This window comes from Brachybacterium avium, from assembly GCF_002216795.1.
Lineage (GTDB): Bacteria > Actinomycetota > Actinomycetes > Actinomycetales > Dermabacteraceae > Brachybacterium > Brachybacterium avium.
In genome coordinates this window covers 3,183,080-3,203,786 of the sequence record NZ_CP022316.1, presented here as the reverse complement: position 1 = coordinate 3,203,786, position 20,707 = coordinate 3,183,080, and the positions used below count along the sequence as shown (strand labels likewise).

Sequence of the window (20,707 nt, the reverse complement as noted above, 5' to 3'; positions counted from 1 at the left end):
GGGGCCGGAGCAATGGAGCGGCTGTCGTGGAATTCGACGTGACTATCGAGATCCCCCGGGGAAATCGGAACAAGTATGAGGTGGACCACCACAACGGACGCATCCGGCTCGACCGGATGCTGTTCACCGCCACCCGCTACCCGGATGACTACGGCTTCATCGAAGGGACCCTCGGCGAGGACGGCGATCCGCTGGACTGCCTCGTCCTCCTCGAGGAGCCGACCTTCCCGGGATGCCTGATCCGCTGCCGTGCACTGGGCATGTTCCGTATGCGTGACGAGGCCGGCGGCGACGACAAGATCGTCGCGGTCCCCGTCGGCGACCGTCGTCAGGTGCGCCGCCAGGAGCTGACCGACGTCTCGGAGTTCCACCGCTTGGAGATCCAGCACTTCTTCGAGGTCTACAAGGACCTCGAGCCCGGCAAGAGCGTCGAGGGCGCGCACTGGGAGGGCCGCAGCGACGCGGAGGCGGAGATCCGCCGCTCCTATGAGCGTGCCGTCGGCACCGAGCACGCCAACGACTTCACGCAGAAGGTCTGAGCACCCCGGTCCGCGCATCGCGGACCCGGTCTCGACGGCACGGAGGGTCGGTCCCCGCGGGGACCGACCCTCTGTGCTCTGCATCCGTGCCCCACGTGCCCGTCAGCTGGGCATGCGGCGCCTGCGGCTCCGTCCGCTCACGCCCCGCGCTCCTGAGCGATCTCGCCCTGGAGCGTCGCGCCGTGCGAGAAGATCTCCAGCATCGACTCGACCACGGAGCGGGCGACAGAGCGGGCCCCGAGACCGCCCAGCACGGCACCGATCCCGAACGGCAGCAGCCGGAAGAACCAGAGCTTGCCGGCGCGCGCCATCACGCGGCGGCGCGCATACCGGGAGACCTGCCGGCTGACCAGCCCCGGCAGGAAACCACCGCCGCCGCTGAGCACCGCATTCCACTGCAGTCCCTGCTTGCCCATCGCCTTGGCGATGATCTCGGTGCCCCGCTCACCGCTGAGCACACCCATCAGGACCAGACGGCGGGTGTTCTGCTCCGACATGTCCACACCGTGGATATCCGCTGCGGCGAGGGTGAGGAAGGCGCACGCCTCCGCGAAGGACACGCCCTCGCCGATGGTCAGGCCCAGAGCAGCCACGGTGCCGAGCCCGGGCAGCGCCGCCACACCGCCGATGCCCGCCCCGCTGACCGTGGTGATGTCCTTGAACCGCTTGGTGACGTGCTCGAGCAGCTGGCGATCGGTCGCCTCGGGGTGCTTGGCACGCAAGCGCTCGACGTAGGTGCGGGCGAGCGGCGCCTGCACCCGCAGCACGGTGTCGATCACCGCGAGCCAGCGTTCATCGAGCTGCTCGGCGAGACCGTCGTCCTCGACCAGCTCGTCCTGCGGGATGGAAGGGGTGCTCCGGCCGCTCTGGGTCACCGTCTGCTCCGTTCTGTCGGGTCCTGGACAGGGTCAAGCTACAGCGTCCGGCCGGGACCCCGCTGAGGGCTCGGCGCCGCGATCAGCCGATCACCACCTCGCCGGGGGCGAGCTCGGCGATCTCCCCGGTCAGTCCGAGCCGGGAGACCGCCTCGGCGAGGTCCCCGTAGTGCTCGACGTAGGCCGCATCGATGAAGGAGCGGGGCACGGACACGTCATGGCACAGGGTTCCGGCCAGATGATCGGTCTCGTGCTGGAGGATCCGGGCGGTCCAGCCCACATGCTCCTCGTCGACCTCCTCCAGCCGACCGTCCGACAGCAGCTCGACGGCGCGCAGGCGCACCCGGCGCGAGCGCGGGACGATCGACTGCCACCCGTCCACGGAGAGGCACCCCTCGAAGGCGTAGACCCGCTGCGAGCCCAGTGGCTCCAGCACCGGATCGAGCAGCGCGCGCAGCGCGAGCGGCCGGCGTTCGAGCAGGTCGTCTCCCGCGTCCTCGCCCGGCTCGCTGGCGGAGGCGTCCTCGACCACGTAGAAGCTCAGCGGAAGCCCCACCTGAGGAGCCGCCAGCCCGACTCCCGGAGCTGCGCGCATCGTCACGGTCATCGCCTCGGCCAGTTCGCACAGCAGCTCGAGATCCATCCGCCCACGGGCGGGGACGGCTCGCCGCCGCAGAGCCGGATGCCCGGCCTGCACGATCCGCAGCGCATCACCATCCTGCGCGCGTCGGTCCAGGATCTTCCGGGTCAGCTCGTTGATGTCCACCGCGCCAGTATCCCGCACCCCTCCCCTGCTTCCCCGCCCTGCGAGGGCACAGGACGAGGCCCGCACGTGAGACTCGCCACACCGACCCGCCAGGAGGACTGAGAGCTGCGCTACACTTCTGCGAGCCGGTGCGAAGAAGCACCTCCCGTGGGAACGACCTCGAACCGGCCGCTCATCACTTCACAACGGACCGTCCGGCACGTACCTGCCGGTGAAGGAGAACCACCATGGCAACAGTCACGTTCGACAATGCTTCCCGCATTTACCCGGGCCAGGAGCGCCCGGCCGTCGACAGCCTCGACATCGAGATCGGTGACGGCGAGTTCCTCGTCTTCGTCGGCCCCTCCGGTTGCGGCAAGTCGACCTCCCTGCGCATGCTCGCCGGCCTCGAGGAGATCGACGCCGGCCGCATCCTGATCGGCGATCGCGACGTCACCGACGTCCCGCCGAAGGATCGTGACATCGCGATGGTGTTCCAGAACTACGCGCTGTACCCCCACATGAGCGTCGCCGACAACATGGGCTTCGCCCTGAAGATCGCCGGCAAGCCCAAGGCCGAGATCCGCAAGCGCGTCGAGGACGCCGCGGAGATCCTGGACCTCTCCGAGTACCTGGATCGCAAGCCCAAGGCACTCTCCGGTGGTCAGCGTCAGCGAGTGGCCATGGGTCGCGCGATCGTCCGCTCGCCCCAGGTGTTCCTCATGGACGAGCCGCTGTCGAACCTCGACGCCAAGCTGCGCGTGTCCACCCGTACCCAGATCGCCTCGCTGCAGCGTCGTCTCGGCGTCACCACGGTCTACGTCACGCACGACCAGACCGAGGCCATGACGATGGGTGACCGCGTGGTAGTGCTCGATCGCGGTGTCCTGCAGCAGATCGACTCCCCGCGCCGCATGTACGACCACCCGAACAACGTGTTCGTCGCGGGCTTCATCGGCTCCCCGGCCATGAACCTGTTCGAGGCCCCGCTGAGCGATCAGGGCGTCGAGTTCGGCGGCGCCGTGATCCCCGTGGACCGCTCCACGCTCTCGGAGACCGATCAGACCACGGTCACCGTGGGTGTGCGCCCCGAGGACCTGGAGATCGCCTCCGACAACCAGGGGCTCGCGATCGAGGTCGACCTCGTCGAGGAGCTCGGCGCAGACGCGTTCATCTACGGTCGTCGGGCAGGTGCCGAGGAGACGGACAAGCCGTTCATCGCCCGTGTCGACGCCCGCCGTCCTCCGAGCAAGGGCGAGACGGTCTACTTCCGTCCCTCGCCGGAGCACGCCCACCTCTTCGACACGAAGAGCGGCCAGCGCCTCGGCGACTGACCCGAACCAGCTGCACCGCGCGACGGGCGTCCGGCATCTGCCGGGCGCCCGTCGCCGTCGTCCCCGTCCGTGCGCACGAGGTGACCTTCACGTCGAGATGACGTGAATTCTCGTCCCGACGATGCGAAGCTCCCCGGCACAGGAGACAATGTCCCCATGGCACCCCTGGAGATCACCGCATCCCGCGCAGATCCGGCAATGCTGGACCTGCCGTGGGAGACGCCGCTCGAGCAGTGGCCCGACGAGATCCTCGCCGCCCTGCCCCGCGGCATCTCCCGTCACGTCGTGCGCTTCGCCCGCGTCTCGGGACGGGTCCTCGCCATCAAGGAGATCTCCCACACCCTGGCGCAGCGTGAGTACGAGATGCTGCGCGTGCTGGGCCGCCTGGAGATCCCTGCGGTCGAACCCTTCGCCGTCGTCTCCGGCCGGACCACGCCCTCGGGCGAGGAGCTCGACGCCGTCCTGATCACGCGCCACCTGCAGTTCTCCCTGCCCTACCGGGCCGTCTTCAGCCAGGTCTCGCGCCCGGACACCGCCCACCGCCTGCTCGACGCGCTCGCGGTGCTGCTGGTGCGCCTGCACCTGGAGGGCTTCTACTGGGGCGACGTCTCACTGTCCAACACCCTCTTCCGCCGCGATGCGGGAGCCTTCGCCGCCTACCTCGTCGATGTCGAGACCGGTTCCCTCCACGAGCGGCTCTCCACCGGTCAGCGCCACTACGACCTGGACCTGGCTCGCACCAACATCATCGGCGAGCTGATGGACCTGCAGGCCGGCGACATGTTCGATCCCGAGGCCGATCCGATCTCGGTCGGCGACGACCTGATCGCCCGCTACGAGGAGCTGTGGGAGACGCTCACCTCCCGCGAGCGGTTCTCCGCCGATGAGCGCTGGAGGGTCTCTGCCCGGATCGAGAAGCTCAACGAGCTGGGCTTCGACGTGGGCGAGCTGGAGATCACCACCGACCTCGACGGCACCACGCTGTCGATCATGCCGAAAGTCGTCGACGCGGGGCACCATGCGCGGCGCCTGATGCGGCTGACCGGGATCGACGCGCAGGAGAACCAGGCGCGGCGACTGCTCAACGACCTCGATCAGTATCGCGCCGACACCGAGCAGCAGCTCGAGGACGAGGAGTTCGTCGCGCACGAGTGGCTCCAGCAGCAGTACGAGCCGGTGGTGCGGGCGGTGCCCCGCTCGATGCGGTCCAAACTCGAGCCTCCTGAGTTCTTCCATGAGATCCTCGAGCACAAGTGGTTCCTCTCCGAGAAGAAGGGCCACGACGTCAGCCTCGATGAGACCGTGCGCCATTACATCCTCAACGTCCTCATCCATCGGCCGGATGAGAAGTCCCTGGTGACCACCGAGACCTCCGCTCTGCCGATCTTCGACTCCTGAGAGGAGCCCACCGCTTCCATGACCCGCGATCGTCGACGATCGACCGCGCGCCTGGACAATCTCTCCCTGCGCGACCAGCTGCGCGTGGACCGGTTGCCGCTGCGGGTGCTCCAGATGATGGTGGGGCTGACCGGTTTCGGTTTCTCCCTGGCCCTGCTGCTCGAGTCCGGCCTCGGCGGAGCCCCGTGGGACGTGCTCCACGCGGCACTCGCCCACCGGCTCGGCCTCACCGTCGGCACGCTCAGCATCAGCGTGAGCTTCGTGCTGCTGCTGGTGTGGTTCCCCCTGCGTGAGCGGATCGGGATCGGCACCATCGCGAACTCGATCTGGGTGGGCGTGAGCATCGACCTGGGCATGCTGGTGCTGCCCGAGGCCCAGGGCATCCCGGCGGCGGTGACGATGATGCTCCTCGGCGTGGTCCTCAACGGGATCAGCGGCGGCATCTACATCGGCGCCCAGCTCGGAGCGGGCCCCCGGGACGGTCTGATGACGGGGCTCGGACGGGTGCTGGATCGGCCGGTCGGCCCGGTGCGCATCGTGCTCGAGGTGATCGTCCTGGTCACCGGCACGGTGCTGGGCGGACCGCTCGGCATCGGCACCGTGATCTACGCGATCGGGCTCGGACCGATCATCCAGCTCACGCTGCCCTACGCGACCATCCCCGTGCGCACGCTGAACGGCCGCGCAGTCCCGGCTCAGGCCGCGCAGGAAACGGTCCAGGGACCCACTCAGTCCCGCTGACCCGCTGCTCTCCTACCGGCTCGTCACGTCGATCAGCCCCGCCGACCCGCTGCTCTCCTACCGGCTCGTCCCTCGCCAGCACGTCGATCAGCCCAGCCGCCCCGCTGCTCTCCTACCGGCTCGTCCCTCGCCAGCACGTCGATCAGCCCAGGCCCTGGCCTTCGCGTACACCGGAGATCTCGTAGAGAGCGATCGCGGCGGCCACCGAGGCGTTCAGCGACTCGGAGCGTCCGGCCATCGGGATCGACACGACCTGGTCGCTGATCTCCCGGGCCAGGCGCGACAGCCCCTTGCCCTCGGCGCCGACGACGAGGGCGGTCGGCTGGGTGCCCAGCTCGAGCCCACGCGTGGTGACGTCGCCCTCGGCATCGAGTCCGAGCACGAACACGCCCTTCTCCTTCAACGAGGTGAGGGTGCGATTGAGGTTGGTGACCTGGGCGACCCGGACCCGGCCGGCCGCGCCGGCGGCGACCTTCCACACGCTCGCGGTCATCGAGACGCTGCGACGCTCGGGCAGGATCACTCCATGGGCTCCGAAGGCGTCCGCCGAGCGCAGGATCGCTCCCAGGTTCCGCGGATCGGTGATGCCGTCCAGTGCCACCAGCAGCGGCGGTTCGAAGCGATCCGCGGCGATACGCAGCAGCTCGTCGACCTCCGCGTACTCGTACGGCGGGATGGTCAGCGCCACACCCTGATGAACCGCGTGATCGGTCATGCGGTCCAGATCCGTGCGCGCAGCCTCTGCGACCGGCAGACCGCGAGCGGTGGCCAGGCGCATGATCTCCCGCACCCGCTCATCGGTGTCGAGGCGCACCATCACGGTCAGCTGAGTGGCGGGCACCTCCTCGCGCAGCGCCTCGAGTACAGCGTTGCGGCCGGCGACCTGGTCGCTGCCGGGAGCCTTCCGCGCCCCCTTGCCGGCCCCGCGCCGCGGAGCGGTGCCACCGGATGAGGACGCGCCCTTGTACGCCTTGTGGTTCGGACGGTCCTCAGCCTTCGGCGTCGGACCCCTGCCCTCGAGCGCTCGGCGTCGCACACCGCCGGATCCGACGGTCGCGCCCTTCTTGCCCTTGCGCACCGCACCGCGGCGCGCGCTGTTGCCTGCCATCGTTCGTCTCCTCAGTCCTGCTCAGTCTCGGGTCTCGAGGGTCCAGCGGGCGCCGTTCTGCCCATCCTCGATGCGGATCCTGGCGGCGGTCAGCGCATCGCGCAATGCATCCGCCCGGGCCCAGTCCTTCTCGGCGCGGGCCGCCTGCCGCGCGGCCAGCTGTGCGGTGATCAGCGCGTCCAGCGCCTCGTGCTCGCCGCTGGCGGCACCGGCGGCCTGCCCCCACTGCGCACCGAGCGGGTCCAGCCCCAGCACGTCGAGCATCGCCCGCAACCGACCCAGCGGACCGGCGATCTCCGTGGGATCCACGGCGCTCTTCGCGGCCAGCAGGGTGTTCAGTGCGGACTGCTCTCGGTGGATGACCGCGAGGGCCTCCGGCACCGCGAGATCCTCGTCCATCGCTGCGGTGAAGTCAGCGGGCAGCTCCACCTCTGCCAGCGGCGCGGACACCGCGGCGACCGGATGCTCGCCGAGCTGCTGCGCGGCCCGGACAGCGGTCGCCCGGAAACGCTCCCAGACGGTCTCGGCCTCGGCCATGGCGGTCGCGTTGTACTCGACCGTGGCACGGTAGTGACCGCTGATCAGAGCAAGCCGAACGGCCGGGGTGGGGTGCTCGGCGAGGGCGCGGGCCGCCGTGACGAAGTTGTCCAGGCTCTTGCCCATCTTCAGCCCGTCCACCGTGAGCACGCCGGAGTGCATCCAGCGCCGCGCGAATCCGTATCCGGCGGCATGGGACTGCGCCTGCTCGTTCTCGTGGTGCGGGAAGCGCAGATCCAGTCCCCCGGCGTGGATATCGAAGGTCTCGCCCAGGTACTTGCGGCTCATGGCGGAGCATTCGAGGTGCCAGCCCGGCCGGCCCCGGCCGAACGGGGTGTCCCAGGAGGCGGTCGCCGGTTCGGTGGGCTTGACCGCCTTCCACAGCGCGAAGTCCCGTCGGTCGCGCTTGCCCGGCTCCATCTCCTCGCCGGCATCCTGCATATCGTCCAGGGACTGGCGGGTGAGCGATCCGTAGTCCGGGTGGGAGGCGACGTCGAAGTAGACGGAGCCGTTCCCATCGGCGTAGGCATGGCCGCGCTCGATCAGTCGCTGCATCAGTTCGATCATCTCGGGCACGTGCCCGGTGGCGCGCGGCTCGTAGGTCGGGCGGCGATTGCCGACCCGGTCCAGCAGGTCCTGGAACTCCCGCTCGAAGCGGAGCGACCAGGCCCACCACTGGGCTCCCGCCTCGGCGGACTTCACGAGGATCTTGTCGTCGATGTCCGTGACGTTGCGGACGTGCGTGACCACGAGCCCGCTGCGCTCGAGCCAGCGCACCAGCACATCGAAGGCGAGGAAGGTGCGCAGATGCCCGAGATGGGGCGCTCCCTGCGTGGTCGGACCGCAGACATACAACGACACCGCCCCCTCCCGCACCGGGGTCAGCGGCGCAGTGGAACGGGTAGCGGTGTCGTGCAGCTGGAGAGTCACATGCCCCAGGGTACTGCCAGGCGGGAGGGCCGATAGCGCGCGAGGCGCATGACACACGAGCAGAACCCTGCCCGGCAGCGTCGGAGCTGCCAGGTCAGTCGACGCGGGCGCTGACCTGCTTGCCGTAGAGCTCCTCGAAGGTGTCGTCATAGGACACGGCATTCTGACGGCGCTTGCCCTGGACCGCCTGGACCGCCGACTGCGCGGTCTCGATCGTGGTCTCAGGAGCCTTGAGCTTCTTCGAGACCAGGAACGCGACCAGCCCGAGGATCGCGCTGATCACGACGAAGACGCCGGCGACGATCAGGTAGGCCGCCCAGTAGGGCAGCCCCAGCGCCTCGAGCCCGGTGGCCGCCGCGAACAGCAGCATCACCCAGGCGGAGAGCAGGAGGAACAGCAGCACCGCCGCGCAGGCGGCGATGATGCCGGCCTTGACCGCGAGGGCGGTGACCTCCTTCTTCGCAATGTCGATCTCGTGGTGGACGACACCGAGGAGCTCGTCGCGGATGGACTGGACGAGCTCGCCGATGGACCGCTGGGTGGGCGGCGTGCTCGGGTCGTTCGTGGTGTTGATCATGGTCGGAGCCTATCGCAGGGAGAAGAGCGTTCGCAGGTCGGATACCGGGAGCTGTCGACGGTCAGTCGACGGAGATCCGCTTGCGCTTGGTGGTCTCGGGGCGCGGCCCCGCGGAAGTGGTGCGGCGCACCACGATGGAGGGTGCGACTGCGACATCCCGTGTCGGGCCCTCGTGCCCGGACACGCGCTCGACGAGGAACTGCGCGGCGAGCGCGCCGAGACGGTCGGAGTTGGGGTCGACGCTGGTCAGCTGGGAGACCCCGGAGGACGCCAGCGAGGTGTTGCCGTAGCCGGCCACCGAGAGCTCCTCGGGAACGGCATAGCCGGCATCGCGGGCGGCGGAGAGCACCCCGACCGCGGTGACGTCGTTGGCGCAGGTGACGGCGGTGGGCACGCGGCTGCCGCGCAGCAGCATCGACCCGGCGGTCTGCCCGACCTGCTCGGTGAAGTCACCGGGCTCGACCCGGGCCACGTCCTCGAGGCCATGGCGTGCCATCGCCGAGCGGAACGCCTCGGCGCGCTCGCGGGCGACAGCCGCCCCGACCCCGCCGACATGCGCGATCTCCCGATGCCCGAGTCCGACGAGATGGTCGACCAGGAGGCCCTGTCCGACCTCGTCGTCGATGCGGACGGTGTCGAACCTGCCGGTGAAGCTGCGGGAACAGCCGATGCCGACGAAGGGGCGACCGGCGGTGGACTCGAGCACGTGCTCCATGTCCGCGAGGTCGGAGATCATCAGGAAGCCGTCCACCCCGAGGTGGACCAGATCCTCGATGGCGTCGGTGTCCGCGGCGACCGGGTACTCGGGGATCCGGCGCCGGGTCGGGACCACCACGGCGGTCCGCCCGGTGGCCGCGAGCTCGATGCGGATGGCACGCACCAGATCAGAGATCCAGGTGTTGCGCATGGTGTTGACCAGCACTGCGACGACCCCGCGATGCTCCGTCTCGCCGCTGAGCTCCTCGAGCGGGAAGCGGAGCCGTTCGGCGGTCTCCAGCACGCGCCGCGCCATCTGCGGCTTGATCTCGTCGGAGCCGCGCAGAGCACGCAGCGCAACCGCGCTGGAGATCCCCAGGGAGTTCGCGACATCACGCAGGGTGCCCCGGTCCTGGCCATCGGCGGACGATCCGGCCTGACGGGCGGGATCGAGGGAGTCGTCGGAAGAAGTGGCGTCACTGCTCATGCCTCCATTGAACCGCATCTGCCCGCCGTATCCGGCACCTCGGTCATGGATGTCCATCACGGTTCCTCTCCGTGCGGGGGTTTACCCCCACTCCCTTGGAGGGCGGGCCCGGTGGGGAAGCACGTTCCCGGGGCCTACTGTCAAGGCATGAACGACTCCATCGCCGAGGACGGGAACCACCCGCGGGCTCGGCTGACCCCGGCCTCGATCGCCTCGGTGGCAGTGGGCGGGCTCCTGCTGTGCACCTGGTTCTGGATCAGCCTGGCCCTGCTCGTCACCGGGATCAGCTTGCTGCCCGCCCTGGGCAGCGGTCTGCTGCTGCTGCTGCCCTGGCTGCTGCTGATGCAGCTGATCGTGCGCATCGAGCGGCGCAGAGCCGTCGCGATCCACGGACTGCGCGTGATCCTGCCCGCCCAGCGCAGCTCCCGCCGACAAGGGGTCGCAGGCTGGTTGCAGAACCGCTGGTTCGAGCTCGGAACCGGTGCGTTCTGGCGCGGGCTCCTGCATCACCACCTGGCGATCCTGGTCACCGGATTGTTCTTCCTCGCCTTCGTAGTGCTGCTGTGGTGCGGCTGGAAGGGTGCGGAGATCGCTCTCGTCCATGGCCCCGTGGAGCTGGGGTCGCGGGAGCTGTCACAGGTTGCTCTCGCAGTGATCTCCTCCGTGTGCGTGCTGCTGGCCGCGGTCATGCTCGGCCTGGGCGCCCTGGCCGATCGCGGGCTCGCCCGCGGTCTCATCTCCGGCTCCGAGGGCGATCTGCGTGAGCAGGTCGCCGAGCTGGCCGAACGCCGCCAGGGGGCGGTGGACGCGGCCGCCCAGGAGCGCCTGCGGATCGAGCGCGACCTCCACGACGGGGTCCAGCCGCGCCTGGTCAACCTCGCGATGACGCTCGGCATCGCCCGGAGCGCGATCCGGGCCGACCCCGACCGGGCCGAGCGGCTGGTCGGGGAAGCACATGCCGAGGCGAAGGGGGTGATGACGGATCTGCGCCAGCTGGCCCGCGGCATCCACCCCGCCGTGCTCACAGATCGAGGTCTGGACGCAGCGCTCTCAGCGCTGGCCGCCCGCTCTCGCATCCCGGTCACGCTCGACGTCGACCTGAGCACGACAGGCGGACCGGCACTGGATCGGGAGCGGGAGGCCGTGGCGTACTTCGTGGTCGCCGAGGCACTGACCAACATCGCCAAGCACGCCGCCGCGAGCCGGGCCGAGGTCACCGTCGACCAGGACCAGGGGACGCTGCACGTGCGCATCCGCGACGATGGGCGCGGCGGCGCACGGGTGCACCGCGACGGGCACTCCACGGGGCTCGCCGGCCTCACCGACCGGGTGCGCGCCACCGGCGGGGTGCTGGAGCTGTCCAGCCCTCCCGGCGGCGGTACCCAGCTCCACGCCCGGATCCCGCTGACCAGCGAAGCGACCACCACCCGGGCCATGACCCGACCCACCACCGAGGAGACCCTCCGATGAGGATCGTGATCGCCGATGACGCCGTCCTGCTGCGCGCCGGGCTCGAACGGCTGCTGACCGACGCAGGGCATGAGGTGGTCGCGGCCGTCGGCGACGGCTCGGCGCTGGTCGCCGCGATCTCCCACCACCGCCCCGACCTGGCCGTGGTGGACGTGCGGATGCCACCGTCCTTCACCGATGAGGGGGTGCGGGCCGCGATGCTGATCCGGCGCCAGGACCCGGAAGTGGCGCTGCTGGTGCTCTCGCAGTATGTCGAGGAGCGCTACGCCTCCGATCTCATCGCCGATTCCCCGCACGGCCTGGGCTACGTCCTCAAGGATCGCGTCGCCGATGTCGAGGACTTCCTCGGCGTGGTGGCCGAGGTGGGCGACGGAGGCACCTGGCTCGACCCCGAAGTGGTCCAGCAGATCTTCGTCCGCTCCCGGCGGCGACGGACTCTCGAGGGCCTGACCCCGCGCGAACGCGAGGTGCTCTCCCTGATGGCCCAGGGGCGGTCGAACCAGGCGATCGCCGACACCCTGTTCGTCTCCGCCGGCAGCGTCGAGAAGCACATCTCCTCCGTGCTCACCAAGCTCGATCTGCCGCCGGTCGACGGGGAGAACCGCCGCGTGATGGCCGTGCTGCGCTATCTGGAATCGGAGGAGCGATGAAGATCGACGCACACCCTGGCCCGCAGAGGGCACCGGACCCGCGCATTATGCAGGAGACGGGCACGGCACAGCTTCCGCCCTCCGCACCGGCCCCCCTGATCATCCCCGGCCACCGCCTTCCGCCCTCACCAGGCGGCGACCGCCGCCTGCGCCGGGCCACCACGCTGATCGGCGCGGTGATCGTGCTCCTGGTCGTGCTGGGACTCGCACTGCTCTCGACCGCGACCTGGTTCGCCGGACGCAGCTTCACCGCGGTGCCCGCGATCTCCGAGCTCGGAAGCCCGGCCGCGGTGACCCTGGACTCCGGCACGGGAACCGTGCGCGTGCTGCCCTCGGGGGATGTCGACGAGCTGACCCTCGCCCTGGTCTCTCCGGGAGTCACGACGCTTCCGTCCCCCGACGCCCGGGTGCCGGCCAGGATCACGCAGACCGCCGGCGCGAACCGGACGTCGGTGGACGTGCGACAGCCCACCCGCTCCTTCAGCCCGCCCTGGTCGGACGAGACGCTGGACGTCCTGCTCCTCGTCCCGACCGCTCTGGAGCTCGCGCTCGAGGTGCGCGCCGGGGTCGGCGACATAGTCGTCGACGGCGATCTCACCTCGCTGGAGGCACACGCCGACGCGGGCAACCTCCGCTTGGGGCCGCTCTCCGCCCCCGACGGCGTGAACGCGACCACCGAGGTCGGGAGCATCGACCTCGAGCTGGACTCCCCCTCCCCCGCCATCGTCCACCTGACCGCTGCGGTCGGCGACGTCGACCTGCTGCTGCCCACGGACGCCGGCGGCGAGGTCTCCATCAGCACCGATCTCGGTGATGTCGAGGTCTCGGCGCCGGGCACCGCCCACTGGCAGATCCGAGCCGATTCCGAGCTCGGCGAGGTGCACACGGCGCCGGGCCTCACCGACGGGGCCGGCGAGGCGGCCGGCACCCTCGCCGTGACCTCTGAGCTGGGGAACATCGACATCACCCGCTGAGGGTCCTTCCTCGCACAGAGACGGGCGGGCGCCACGGTCGATGACCACAGCGCCCGCCCGTCTGCCGATCCGCGGGACCGGAGCCCGCGGGGGCCCGCTCAGCTCTTGCCGGAGAGCCCCTGCTGGATGAGGTCCATCACCGAAGCGTCGGCGAGGGTCTGGGTATCGCCCACCTGACGGTTCTCGGCGACATCCCGCAGCAGTCGTCGCATGATCTTCCCGGACCGGGTCTTGGGCAGCTCGGTGACCAGAAGCACCTTCTTCGGCTTGGCGATCGGGCCGATCTCCTTGCCCACATGGGCGCGCAGCAGCTCGGAGATCTTCTCGTCGCCGCCGGCTGCGGCGAGCTCCTCGTCGTTGCCTCCGCGCAGGATCACGAAGGCGACCGGGATCTGGCCGGTGGTCGCGTCGTCCGCTCCGACCACTGCGGCCTCGGCGACCCAGTCGTGGCTGACCAGCGCAGACTCGATCTCCATGGTGGACAGACGGTGCCCGGAGACGTTCATGACGTCGTCCACCCGGCCGAGCAGCCAGATGTCGCCGTCCTCGTCACGCTTGGCGCCGTCACCGGCGAAGTACAGGCCCTCGAAGCGCGACCAGTAGGTCTCCTTGAAACGCTCCGGGTCGCCCCAGATGCCGCGCAGCATGCCCGGCCACGGCTGATCCAGCACCAGATAGCCGCCCTCGCCGTTCGCGACCGGCTCTCCCGCGTCGTTGACCACGTCCGCGCTGATGCCGGGCAGCGCGACCTGCGCGGAGCCCGGCTTGGTGTCGGTGATGCCCGGCAGCGGGGAGATCATGATCGACCCGGTCTCGGTCTGCCACCAGGTGTCCACGATGGGGCAGCGATCGCCGCCGATGACGCGGCGGTACCACATCCATGCCTCGGGGTTGATCGCCTCGCCGACGCTGCCCAGCAGGCGCAGCGAGGACAGGTCGTACTCGGCGGGGATGTCCTCGCCCCACTTCATGGCGGTGCGGATCGCGGTGGGCGAGGAGTAGAACAGCGAGACCTTGTGCTTCTGGATGATCTCCCACCAGCGGCCCTGGTGCGGGAAGTCCGGGGTGCCCTCGTAGATGACCTGGGTGGAGCGGTTGGCCATGGGGCCGTAGACCACGTAGGTGTGGCCGGTGACCCAGCCGACGTCCGCGGTGCACCAGAAGACGTCCGAGGAGGGCTTGAGATCGAAGACGTTCCGATGCGTGTACGCGGCTTGGGTGAGGTACCCGCCCGTGGTGTGGATGATGCCCTTGGGCTTGCCGGTGGTGCCCGAGGTATACAGGATGAACAGTGGGTGCTCCGCCTCCACCGCCACCGGGGCGTGCTCGGCCGAAGCGCTCTCGCGCGCCTCGTGCCACCACACGTCACGGCCCTCGGTCCACTCCACGTCGCCGCCGGTGCGGCGCACCACCAGGACCTTCTCGACGCTCTCGCCACCACCGGCGAGCGCCTCGTCGACCGCGGGCTTGAGCGGCAGCTGCTTGCCGCGGCGGTTCTGGCCGTCCGCCGTGATGACCACGCGCGCCTCGGCGTCCTCGATGCGGGACCGCAGCGCCTCGGCGCTGAAGCCGCCGAAGACCACCGAATGGGGGGCGCCGATGCGGGCGCAGGCCAGCATCGCGAACACCGCCTCGGGGATCATCGGCATGTAGATCGCGACCCGGTCGCCGGTCTTCACCCCGAGATCGGCGAGGACGTTCGCCATCTTCGAGATCTCGTCCTTCACGTCGGCGTAGGTGAAGGTGGCGTCGGAACCGTCCTCGTACTCGGCCAGCAGGGCGACCTGCTGGCCGTGGCCGGACTCGACGTGACGGTCCACGCAGTTGTAGGCGACGTTCAGGGTGCCGTCGGCGAACCAGCGGGCGAAGGGCGGATTCGACCAGTCGAGGGTCTCGGTGAAGGGCGTCTCCCAGCTCAGGAGGCTCGCCCGCGAGCGCCAGAACGCGAGATGGTCCCGCTCGGCCTCCTCGTAGAGCGAGGGACGGGCCACCGCGTTCTGGACGAACTCGGTGGGGGGAGAGAAGGTGCGGGTCTCCTGGGAGAGGTTCTCGATCCCGGTGGCGGCGTCGTCAGACATCAGTGCTCCTGCTTCGCGGGCCCCGGATCACCGGGGCGGATGGACGCGAACACCGTATCGCAGGAGATGCACGTCACGCGCCCCCGTTACACTCCTTGGTCCTCGCGGGGCACGCCTTCGACGCGGCGGTCCCGGGCGTCCGCGGCCCTCCGGGACCCACCGACGGACGTCCAGGCAGGCGCCGGGGCAGGCGGCTACCGTAAGGGATCATGGTCCCCGCTCCCGCCGACGTCCCCCCTGCGCTGCTGGCACCGGCACGTCTGCGCGAGCTCGAGATCCGCAACCGCATCTGGCTGGCCCCCATGTGCCAGTACATGGTCGAGGAGCAGGACGGGATCCCCACCGACTGGCATCTGGTGCACCTGGGCGCGCGGGCCGCCGGCGGTTTCGGGCTGATCGTCACCGAGGCCACCGCCGTCTCCCCCGAAGGGCGCATCAGCCCGCAGGACACCGGGCTGTGGAACCACGCCCAGGCCACCGCCTGGCGCCGGATCACCGGGTTCTGCCAGGATCGGGGCGCGAAGATCGCTGTCCAGCTCGCCCATGCCGGCCGCAAGGCCTCCACCTGGCCGGCGCTGCCTCGGTTCCGCGGTCGACGCGGCACGGTGCCGGAGTTCGCCGCCGGCTGGCGGACGGTCGGCCCGACCTCGGAGCCGTTCCCGGGGCTCGACGCGCCCGATGCGCTGAGCCCGGCGGACATCGCCGGCGTCATCGAGGACTTCGTCGCGGCCGCGCGGCACGCCGAGGAGGCCGGCTTCGACGCGATCGAGCTGCACTTCGCCCACGGCTACCTGGTCCACGAGTTCCTCTCCCCGCTGGTGAACACCCGCACCGACCGCTACGGCGGTGATGGCCCGGGCCGTCGCCGCCTCGCGCTCGAGATCGCCGCCGCGGTGCGGCAGCAGTGGCCGGCCGAGCGGCCGCTCATCGTGCGGCTCAGTGCGACCGACTGGATCGACGGCGGCTGGGACATCGAGCAGTCCGTCCAGCTCGCGCGCGAGCTCGAGGGGGTCGGGGTCGACGCCCTGCACGTCTCCACCGGGGGCGCGGTGATCGCCGACATCGCCGTCGGCCCCGAGTACCAGGTCGGCTTCGCCCGCACCCTGCGCGACGCGGTGACCATGCCGGTGGCCGCCGTCGGCCTCATCACCGAGCCGACCGGGGCCCAGGCCGTGCTGGATCGCGGTGATGCGGACTTCGTCGCGGTGGGCCGGGCCGCGCTGCGCGAGCCGGGGTGGCCGCAGCGCGCGGCGCACCAGCTCGGCGTGCGCGATGCGGCGCTGTATCCCAGCGCCTACCGACGGGGCTCGTGGTGACCTCCCCGAGGGGCCGGCGATGAAGCTCCTCCCCGCCGCGGCCGTCCTGCGAGCCCGGGTCGCCCTGCGCCCGCGGACGATCGTCCTGGAGGACCGCCACGGCACGCTCGATGCGGGCGAGCTGCTCGACCTGGTGCAGCTGCACCGGCGGCGACGCCGGCGGCCGCACACCGCCCTCAGCAACCTGCCCGCCACCGCACCATTGCGACAGGTGCTGGTCACGGTCCTGTCGGGCAACGGAGTGCTCACGCACCGCGCGGACGGCGGCGCCGGCGCTCCCCGCCTGCAGCGACGGGGACCGCTCACCCCCACCCAGCTCCTGACCCTGTCCGATCTCGCCCGACGCATCGGGCTGGGGCCGGGTCGCCGCGTCGCCTGCCTCACGCCAGGAGTGCACGGACATGGCCTGCTGGTCGCCCTGGGCGCCCTTGCGATCGGCGCGCCGATGGTGGACCTCAGTCATCTGCCCGGGCCCGAGCGGGTCGCGCTCCTGCACCGCACCTCCCCGGATCTGCTCTCCGGCATCCCCGTGCACCTGATGGACCTGCTGCTGGCGGAACGGGAGCAGGATCGCGGCCATCCCCTGCACATCTCGCGCGTGGTCTCCGGCTCCGATGCCCTCTCCCCCGCCCTGCGCGCGGATCTCGCCCGCCAGTTCCGTGCCCGCGTCCACGACGTCTACGGCAGCGATGCGACCGGACCGCTGGCGGTCGACGGCCGCCCGCTGCGCGGCGTGCACCTGCGCGAGATCGACGGCCTGATCCATGCCCGGACCCCGTTCACCGGCAGGCGTGAGCTGGTCACCGGCCCGGGGACGGTCACCGCCGGGATCCTCACGCAGCGGCCCGACGGGCCCGCCGGGCCGCTCTCCCCGTCCGGGATGCTGCCCGACCCGGTCGCGGTGGTGCGCGTTCTGCGCTCTCATCCCGCTGTGGGGCAGGCACGCCTGCGGATGGTCGAGGACGTGCACGCCGGGATCCGCACGGTGGCGGAGGTCGAGCTCGCACCGTCGGCCGACGGCCGCGCGGCCCCCACCCCGGAGGCGCTGCAGGCGCTCGTCCGGGACCGTCTGGGACCGGCCTCGGTGCCGCGCGAGGTGCGCCTGCTCCCGTCCGACACCGGCCGGACCGGCCCCGCGGGGCCGGATCTCAGCAGTCCGGGACGCTGACCGGGACCGCGGTGACCGCGAGCCCGCCCATCGCGGTCTCCTTGTAGCGCTCGTTCATGTCCTTGCCCGTCTGGCGCATGGTCTCGATGACCGTGTCCAAGGAGACGAAGTGCTCGCCGGTGCCGCGCAGCGCGAAGCGGGCCGCGGTGATCGCTTTGACCGCCGCCATGGCGTTGCGCTCGATGCAGGGGATCTGCACCAGCCCGCCGACGGGGTCGCAGGTCAGTCCCAGATTGTGCTCCATTGCGATCTCGGCGGCGTTCTCCACCTGGGCGGGCTTGCCGCCCATCGCCTCGCACAGCGCCGCCGCCGCCATCGAGCAGGCCGAGCCGACCTCGCCCTGGCATCCGACCTCGGCACCGGAGATCGAGGCGTGCTCCTTGTACAGCGAGCCGATCGCCCCGGCGGTGAGCAGGAAGCGCACCGCGATCTCATCGGGGTCGACGCCCTCGATATAGGTGGTGGCGAAGTAGAGCACGGCCGGGATGATGCCGGCGGCACCGTTGGTGGGGGCGGTGACGACGCGGCCGCCGGCGGCGTTCTCCTCGTTGACGGCGAGCGCCGCGAGGGAGACCCATTCGAAGGCGTTCATCGGCAGCCGCACCGGATCCTCGGCCGAGAGCGAGTCATACCAGGAGGATGCCCGGCGCTGGACGTCGAGCCCGCCCGGGAGGGTGCCGCTGGTCCGGGTCCCCTGCTCGATGCAGTCATGCATGGCACGCCAGATGGTGAGCAGACCAGCCCGGATCTCCTCGTCGCTGCGCCACTGCCGCTCGCGCATCAGCATCGCCTCGGAGACCGAGATCCCCCGGTCCTCGCACACCCTCAGCAGCTCGTCTCCGGTGGTGAAGATGGTCTTGCCCTCGTCTTCGGCGGCGACCTCGGCGATCGAGCGGTCCATGTCGGCCTCGTCCACGACGAATCCTCCGCCGACGGAGAACATCGGCCGCCGCAGCAGCTCCTCGCCCTCCGGATCCAGCGCGATGAAGGTCATCCCGTTGGAGTGCTGGGGCAGGAAGGTCAGCGGGTGCAGCACGATCGAGGAGGGACGCAGTCCGATCGGCACCCTCCCGTCCAGCTGCAGCCCACCCTGCTCCTGGATCTGAGCGACCCGTTCGAGACCGGCGACGGGGTCGACCGTCTCGGGATCCTCTCCCTCGAGCCCCATCACCACCGCGTTCAGGGTGCCATGACCGGTGGCGGTCGCCGCGAGCGAGCCGTACAGATGGACCGCGACATCGGCGACGCGCGATCCGAGCTCGGGGTCCCCGAGCACCTCCCGGGCGAACATCGCTGCGGCGCGCATCGGGCCCACGGTGTGCGAGCTCGACGGTCCGATGCCGATCTTGAACATGTCGAACGTGCTGACGCTCATCGCGTGCCTCCTCGGGGCCCCGGCCGCGCGTCAGTGCGCAGCCGTTCGTGCCCTCATCGTCCCTCTCGGCCGCGCGTCAGTGCACGACCGTTCGTCCCCTCATCGTCCGCCACGACGGCGCGGGGCGCGCGACGGCGCGCCCGAGCGACCACGACCCTGGCCCTTGCCTGTGCCGGCGGAGCGCCCCCGTCGCTCGCCGCCGCCGTCCGGACCGGCACCGCGCTGACGGTTCCGCTCCGCTGCGGCCCCGCGAGCGCGACCGCCGCCGGGGCGACCGCCGCCGGAGCGGGGGGACTCCTGCCCGCCGCGCCGACCGCGGGGTTCGGGCTCCTCCTCCCAGGAGGCGCGCCGCTCCTCGTTCGCCCGACGCTCCTCCGCTTTGCGCCCGTCGGCCCCGCGGGACCGGGAGAGGTCGAGCTTGCGGGGCGCGCCCTTGTACTTCACCGTCGCCGGGTCCTCGGCCGGAACCCCCGCCGGCGTGCGGCCGCCGAGCCCGGCGAGCGCCGGGTGCTCGGCGGAGGAGACGCCCTCGACCCAGTGGGGCTCGACCTCCGCCCCGTCGAGGATGCGGCGCGAGGAGCTGCGCTGATGGGGCAGCGCGAGCGTGACCACGCTGCCCGCGGCGCCGGCCCGGGCGGTGCGCCCCGAGCGATGCACATACTCCTTGACGTCGTCGGAGGGATCGACGTGGACCACCATGGTGATGTCGTCGATATGCAGGCCGCGGGCGGCGACATCGGTCGCCACCAGCACCGGGAAGGCGCCCTGGCGGAATCCGGCCAGCACGTTGGTGCGCAGGCCCTGCTGCTTGTTGCCGTGCAGCGCCGCGGCGGGGACACCCACCTCGATGAGCTCCTGCGCCACCCGCTCGGCCCCCAGCTGGGTGCGGGTGAACATGAGGGTGCGGCCCCCACGGGCCGCGAGCTGGGCGGTGACCGCGCGCTTGGCCTCGGGGGCGATGGCCAGCACGTGGTGATCCATGGTCTTCACCGCGGCGGTGACCGGCGTGGTCTCGTGGCTGACCGGGTCGACCAGGAAGGCGTCGACGATCTCCTCGACCTGCCCGTCCAAGGTCGCGGAGAAGAGCATCTTCTGGGTGCCCATCGGGATCGCGGCGAGGATGTCGCGCACATCGGGGAGGAACCCGAGGTCGGCCATATGGTCGGCCTCATCGATGACCGTCGTCTCCACCAGGTCCAGCTGGATGGCCCCGCGCTCGGCGAGGTCGATGAGGCGACCCGGAGTGGCGACCACGATCCCGACCCCCCGCGCCACGGCATCGGCCTGCTTCTCGATGTTCATCCCACCGGCGACCAGCTGCGCCGAGGTGCCGACGGCGCGGGCGAAGGGATGGATGGTGTCCACCACCTGCACGGCGAGCTCCCGGGTGGGGACCAGCACCACGCCCAGGGGCCGACGCTTGTGGACCTTCCGCCCGCGGAAGCGGGCCGTCATCGCCAGGGTGAACGCGAGCGTCTTGCCGGAACCGGTCTCGGCCCGGGCCAGCACGTCACGCCCGGCGAGGGCATCGGGCAGGATCGCCGACTGGATCTCGAAGGCGCTCTCGAGGCCCTGACCGGCGAGGACTCCCAGCAGCTCATCGGGCAGCGCCATGTCCTCGAACCGCTCGGAGCGGTGGGCTGAGCGGCGACGGGCCTTGGGCATGGTGATCCTCCTGACGAAACGAACGTCCCCATCATCCAGCATGG

The 20,707-nt window shown here is 70.8% G+C and carries 18 protein-coding genes; 9 read left to right on the top strand and 9 right to left on the bottom strand.

Features of this window, described 5'->3' with window-relative positions; translation table 11 throughout:
• The first annotated feature begins 26 nt into the window (after nucleotides 1-26).
• Nucleotides 27-539 (top strand): inorganic diphosphatase, encoded by a 513-nt coding sequence (locus CFK39_RS14340; RefSeq protein ID WP_089066028.1) that lies wholly within the window; start codon nucleotides 27-29, stop codon nucleotides 537-539.
• A 137-nt stretch (nucleotides 540-676) separates the two neighbouring features.
• Here CFK39_RS14340 and CFK39_RS14335 read toward each other — a convergent pair whose 3' ends face one another.
• Both CFK39_RS14335 and CFK39_RS14330 read right to left on the bottom strand, forming a co-directional pair.
• Nucleotides 677-1,414 carry a hypothetical protein gene (locus tag CFK39_RS14335; protein ID WP_089066027.1) on the bottom strand — a complete coding sequence of 246 codons (738 nt, stop codon included), beginning with the start codon at nucleotides 1,412-1,414 and terminating at the stop codon, nucleotides 677-679.
• A gap of 82 nt (nucleotides 1,415-1,496) precedes the next feature.
• The gene (locus tag CFK39_RS14330) at nucleotides 1,497-2,180 is read right to left on the bottom strand and encodes a peptide deformylase (protein WP_157697183.1); all 684 of its coding nucleotides are present in this window, start codon (nucleotides 2,178-2,180) and stop codon (nucleotides 1,497-1,499) included.
• Between the two features lie 227 nt (nucleotides 2,181-2,407).
• Between CFK39_RS14330 and CFK39_RS14325 the strand changes: the two genes are divergently transcribed.
• From CFK39_RS14325 to yczE, 3 genes are all read left to right on the top strand, one after another.
• A complete protein-coding gene (locus CFK39_RS14325) occupies nucleotides 2,408-3,493 on the top strand; it encodes an ABC transporter ATP-binding protein (RefSeq protein WP_089066025.1) in 1,086 nt (361 codons plus the stop codon).
• 156 nt (nucleotides 3,494-3,649) lie between these two features.
• A complete protein-coding gene (locus tag CFK39_RS14320) occupies nucleotides 3,650-4,891 on the top strand; it encodes a DUF4032 domain-containing protein (protein WP_089066024.1) in 1,242 nt (413 codons plus the stop codon).
• 18 nt (nucleotides 4,892-4,909) lie between these two features.
• The gene (gene yczE / locus CFK39_RS14315) at nucleotides 4,910-5,632 is read left to right on the top strand and encodes a membrane protein YczE (RefSeq protein ID WP_089066023.1); all 723 of its coding nucleotides are present in this window, start codon (nucleotides 4,910-4,912) and stop codon (nucleotides 5,630-5,632) included.
• Nucleotides 5,633-5,774: 142 nt separating this feature from the next.
• Here yczE and rlmB read toward each other — a convergent pair whose 3' ends face one another.
• From rlmB to CFK39_RS14295, 4 genes are all read right to left on the bottom strand, one after another.
• Nucleotides 5,775-6,740: a 23S rRNA (guanosine(2251)-2'-O)-methyltransferase RlmB gene (gene rlmB, locus CFK39_RS14310; protein WP_089066022.1), complete on the bottom strand. Its 966-nt coding sequence runs from the start codon at nucleotides 6,738-6,740 to the stop codon at nucleotides 5,775-5,777.
• 21 nt (nucleotides 6,741-6,761) lie between these two features.
• Entirely contained in the window at nucleotides 6,762-8,207 is a 1,446-nt protein-coding gene (cysS, locus tag CFK39_RS14305; RefSeq protein WP_089066021.1) for a cysteine--tRNA ligase, read from the bottom strand.
• A 94-nt stretch (nucleotides 8,208-8,301) separates the two neighbouring features.
• A complete protein-coding gene (locus tag CFK39_RS14300; protein WP_089066020.1) occupies nucleotides 8,302-8,784 on the bottom strand; it encodes a phage holin family protein in 483 nt (160 codons plus the stop codon).
• A 61-nt stretch (nucleotides 8,785-8,845) separates the two neighbouring features.
• Nucleotides 8,846-9,967, bottom strand: coding sequence for a LacI family DNA-binding transcriptional regulator (locus tag CFK39_RS14295; protein ID WP_157697182.1), 1,122 nt, complete (start codon nucleotides 9,965-9,967; stop codon nucleotides 8,846-8,848).
• 147 nt (nucleotides 9,968-10,114) lie between these two features.
• On the opposite strand from CFK39_RS14295, the gene CFK39_RS14290 reads away from it, so the two are divergent.
• The 3 genes from CFK39_RS14290 to CFK39_RS14280 are packed head-to-tail and all read left to right on the top strand — an operon-like array spanning nucleotide 10,115 to nucleotide 13,061.
• Entirely contained in the window at nucleotides 10,115-11,437 is a 1,323-nt protein-coding gene (locus CFK39_RS14290; RefSeq protein ID WP_089066019.1) for a sensor histidine kinase, read from the top strand.
• Nucleotides 11,434-12,087, top strand: coding sequence for a response regulator transcription factor (locus CFK39_RS14285; protein ID WP_089066018.1), 654 nt, complete (start codon nucleotides 11,434-11,436; stop codon nucleotides 12,085-12,087). The genes CFK39_RS14290 and CFK39_RS14285 overlap by 4 nt, the downstream gene beginning before the upstream one ends.
• 47 nt (nucleotides 12,088-12,134) lie before the next feature.
• Nucleotides 12,135-13,061, top strand: coding sequence for a DUF4097 family beta strand repeat-containing protein (locus CFK39_RS14280; protein WP_089066017.1), 927 nt, complete (start codon nucleotides 12,135-12,137; stop codon nucleotides 13,059-13,061).
• Nucleotides 13,062-13,159: 98 nt separating this feature from the next.
• Here CFK39_RS14280 and acs read toward each other — a convergent pair whose 3' ends face one another.
• Nucleotides 13,160-15,139 carry an acetate--CoA ligase gene (acs, locus tag CFK39_RS14275; RefSeq protein ID WP_089066016.1) on the bottom strand — a complete coding sequence of 660 codons (1,980 nt, stop codon included), beginning with the start codon at nucleotides 15,137-15,139 and terminating at the stop codon, nucleotides 13,160-13,162.
• A 209-nt stretch (nucleotides 15,140-15,348) separates the two neighbouring features.
• Here acs and CFK39_RS14270 point away from each other — a divergent pair, with 209 nt between their 5' ends.
• Together CFK39_RS14270 and CFK39_RS14265 are read left to right on the top strand one after the other, a co-directional pair.
• Nucleotides 15,349-16,455: an NADH:flavin oxidoreductase/NADH oxidase gene (locus CFK39_RS14270; RefSeq protein WP_089066015.1), complete on the top strand. Its 1,107-nt coding sequence runs from the start codon at nucleotides 15,349-15,351 to the stop codon at nucleotides 16,453-16,455.
• Nucleotides 16,456-16,474: 19 nt separating this feature from the next.
• Nucleotides 16,475-17,623: an AMP-binding protein gene (locus CFK39_RS14265; RefSeq protein ID WP_157697181.1), complete on the top strand. Its 1,149-nt coding sequence runs from the start codon at nucleotides 16,475-16,477 to the stop codon at nucleotides 17,621-17,623.
• Here CFK39_RS14265 and CFK39_RS14260 read toward each other — a convergent pair.
• Both CFK39_RS14260 and CFK39_RS14255 read right to left on the bottom strand, forming a co-directional pair.
• Nucleotides 17,604-18,998: an L-serine ammonia-lyase gene (locus CFK39_RS14260; protein ID WP_089066014.1), complete on the bottom strand. Its 1,395-nt coding sequence runs from the start codon at nucleotides 18,996-18,998 to the stop codon at nucleotides 17,604-17,606. The genes CFK39_RS14265 and CFK39_RS14260 overlap by 20 nt on opposite strands.
• 99 nt (nucleotides 18,999-19,097) lie before the next feature.
• Nucleotides 19,098-20,663, bottom strand: coding sequence for a DEAD/DEAH box helicase (locus CFK39_RS14255; RefSeq protein WP_089066013.1), 1,566 nt, complete (start codon nucleotides 20,661-20,663; stop codon nucleotides 19,098-19,100).
• Nucleotides 20,664-20,707 lie beyond the last annotated feature (44 nt).

Coding starts and splice junctions, on each gene's coding strand:
- CFK39_RS14280 (WP_089066017.1), top strand. CDS start 12,135: ATGCAGGAGACGGGCACGGCACAGCTTCCGCCCTCCGCACCGGCCCCC.
- CFK39_RS14325 (WP_089066025.1), top strand. CDS start 2,408: ATGGCAACAGTCACGTTCGACAATGCTTCCCGCATTTACCCGGGCCAG.
- CFK39_RS14265 (WP_157697181.1), top strand. CDS start 16,475: ATGAAGCTCCTCCCCGCCGCGGCCGTCCTGCGAGCCCGGGTCGCCCTG.
- CFK39_RS14260 (WP_089066014.1), bottom strand. CDS start 18,998: ATGAGCGTCAGCACGTTCGACATGTTCAAGATCGGCATCGGACCGTCG.
- CFK39_RS14255 (WP_089066013.1), bottom strand. CDS start 20,663: ATGCCCAAGGCCCGTCGCCGCTCAGCCCACCGCTCCGAGCGGTTCGAG.
- CFK39_RS14285 (WP_089066018.1), top strand. CDS start 11,434: ATGAGGATCGTGATCGCCGATGACGCCGTCCTGCTGCGCGCCGGGCTC.
- rlmB (WP_089066022.1), bottom strand. CDS start 6,740: ATGGCAGGCAACAGCGCGCGCCGCGGTGCGGTGCGCAAGGGCAAGAAG.
- CFK39_RS14300 (WP_089066020.1), bottom strand. CDS start 8,784: ATGATCAACACCACGAACGACCCGAGCACGCCGCCCACCCAGCGGTCC.
- CFK39_RS14270 (WP_089066015.1), top strand. CDS start 15,349: ATGGTCCCCGCTCCCGCCGACGTCCCCCCTGCGCTGCTGGCACCGGCA.
- CFK39_RS14295 (WP_157697182.1), bottom strand. CDS start 9,967: ATGAGCAGTGACGCCACTTCTTCCGACGACTCCCTCGATCCCGCCCGT.
- yczE (WP_089066023.1), top strand. CDS start 4,910: ATGACCCGCGATCGTCGACGATCGACCGCGCGCCTGGACAATCTCTCC.
- CFK39_RS14290 (WP_089066019.1), top strand. CDS start 10,115: ATGAACGACTCCATCGCCGAGGACGGGAACCACCCGCGGGCTCGGCTG.
- CFK39_RS14320 (WP_089066024.1), top strand. CDS start 3,650: ATGGCACCCCTGGAGATCACCGCATCCCGCGCAGATCCGGCAATGCTG.
- acs (WP_089066016.1), bottom strand. CDS start 15,139: ATGTCTGACGACGCCGCCACCGGGATCGAGAACCTCTCCCAGGAGACC.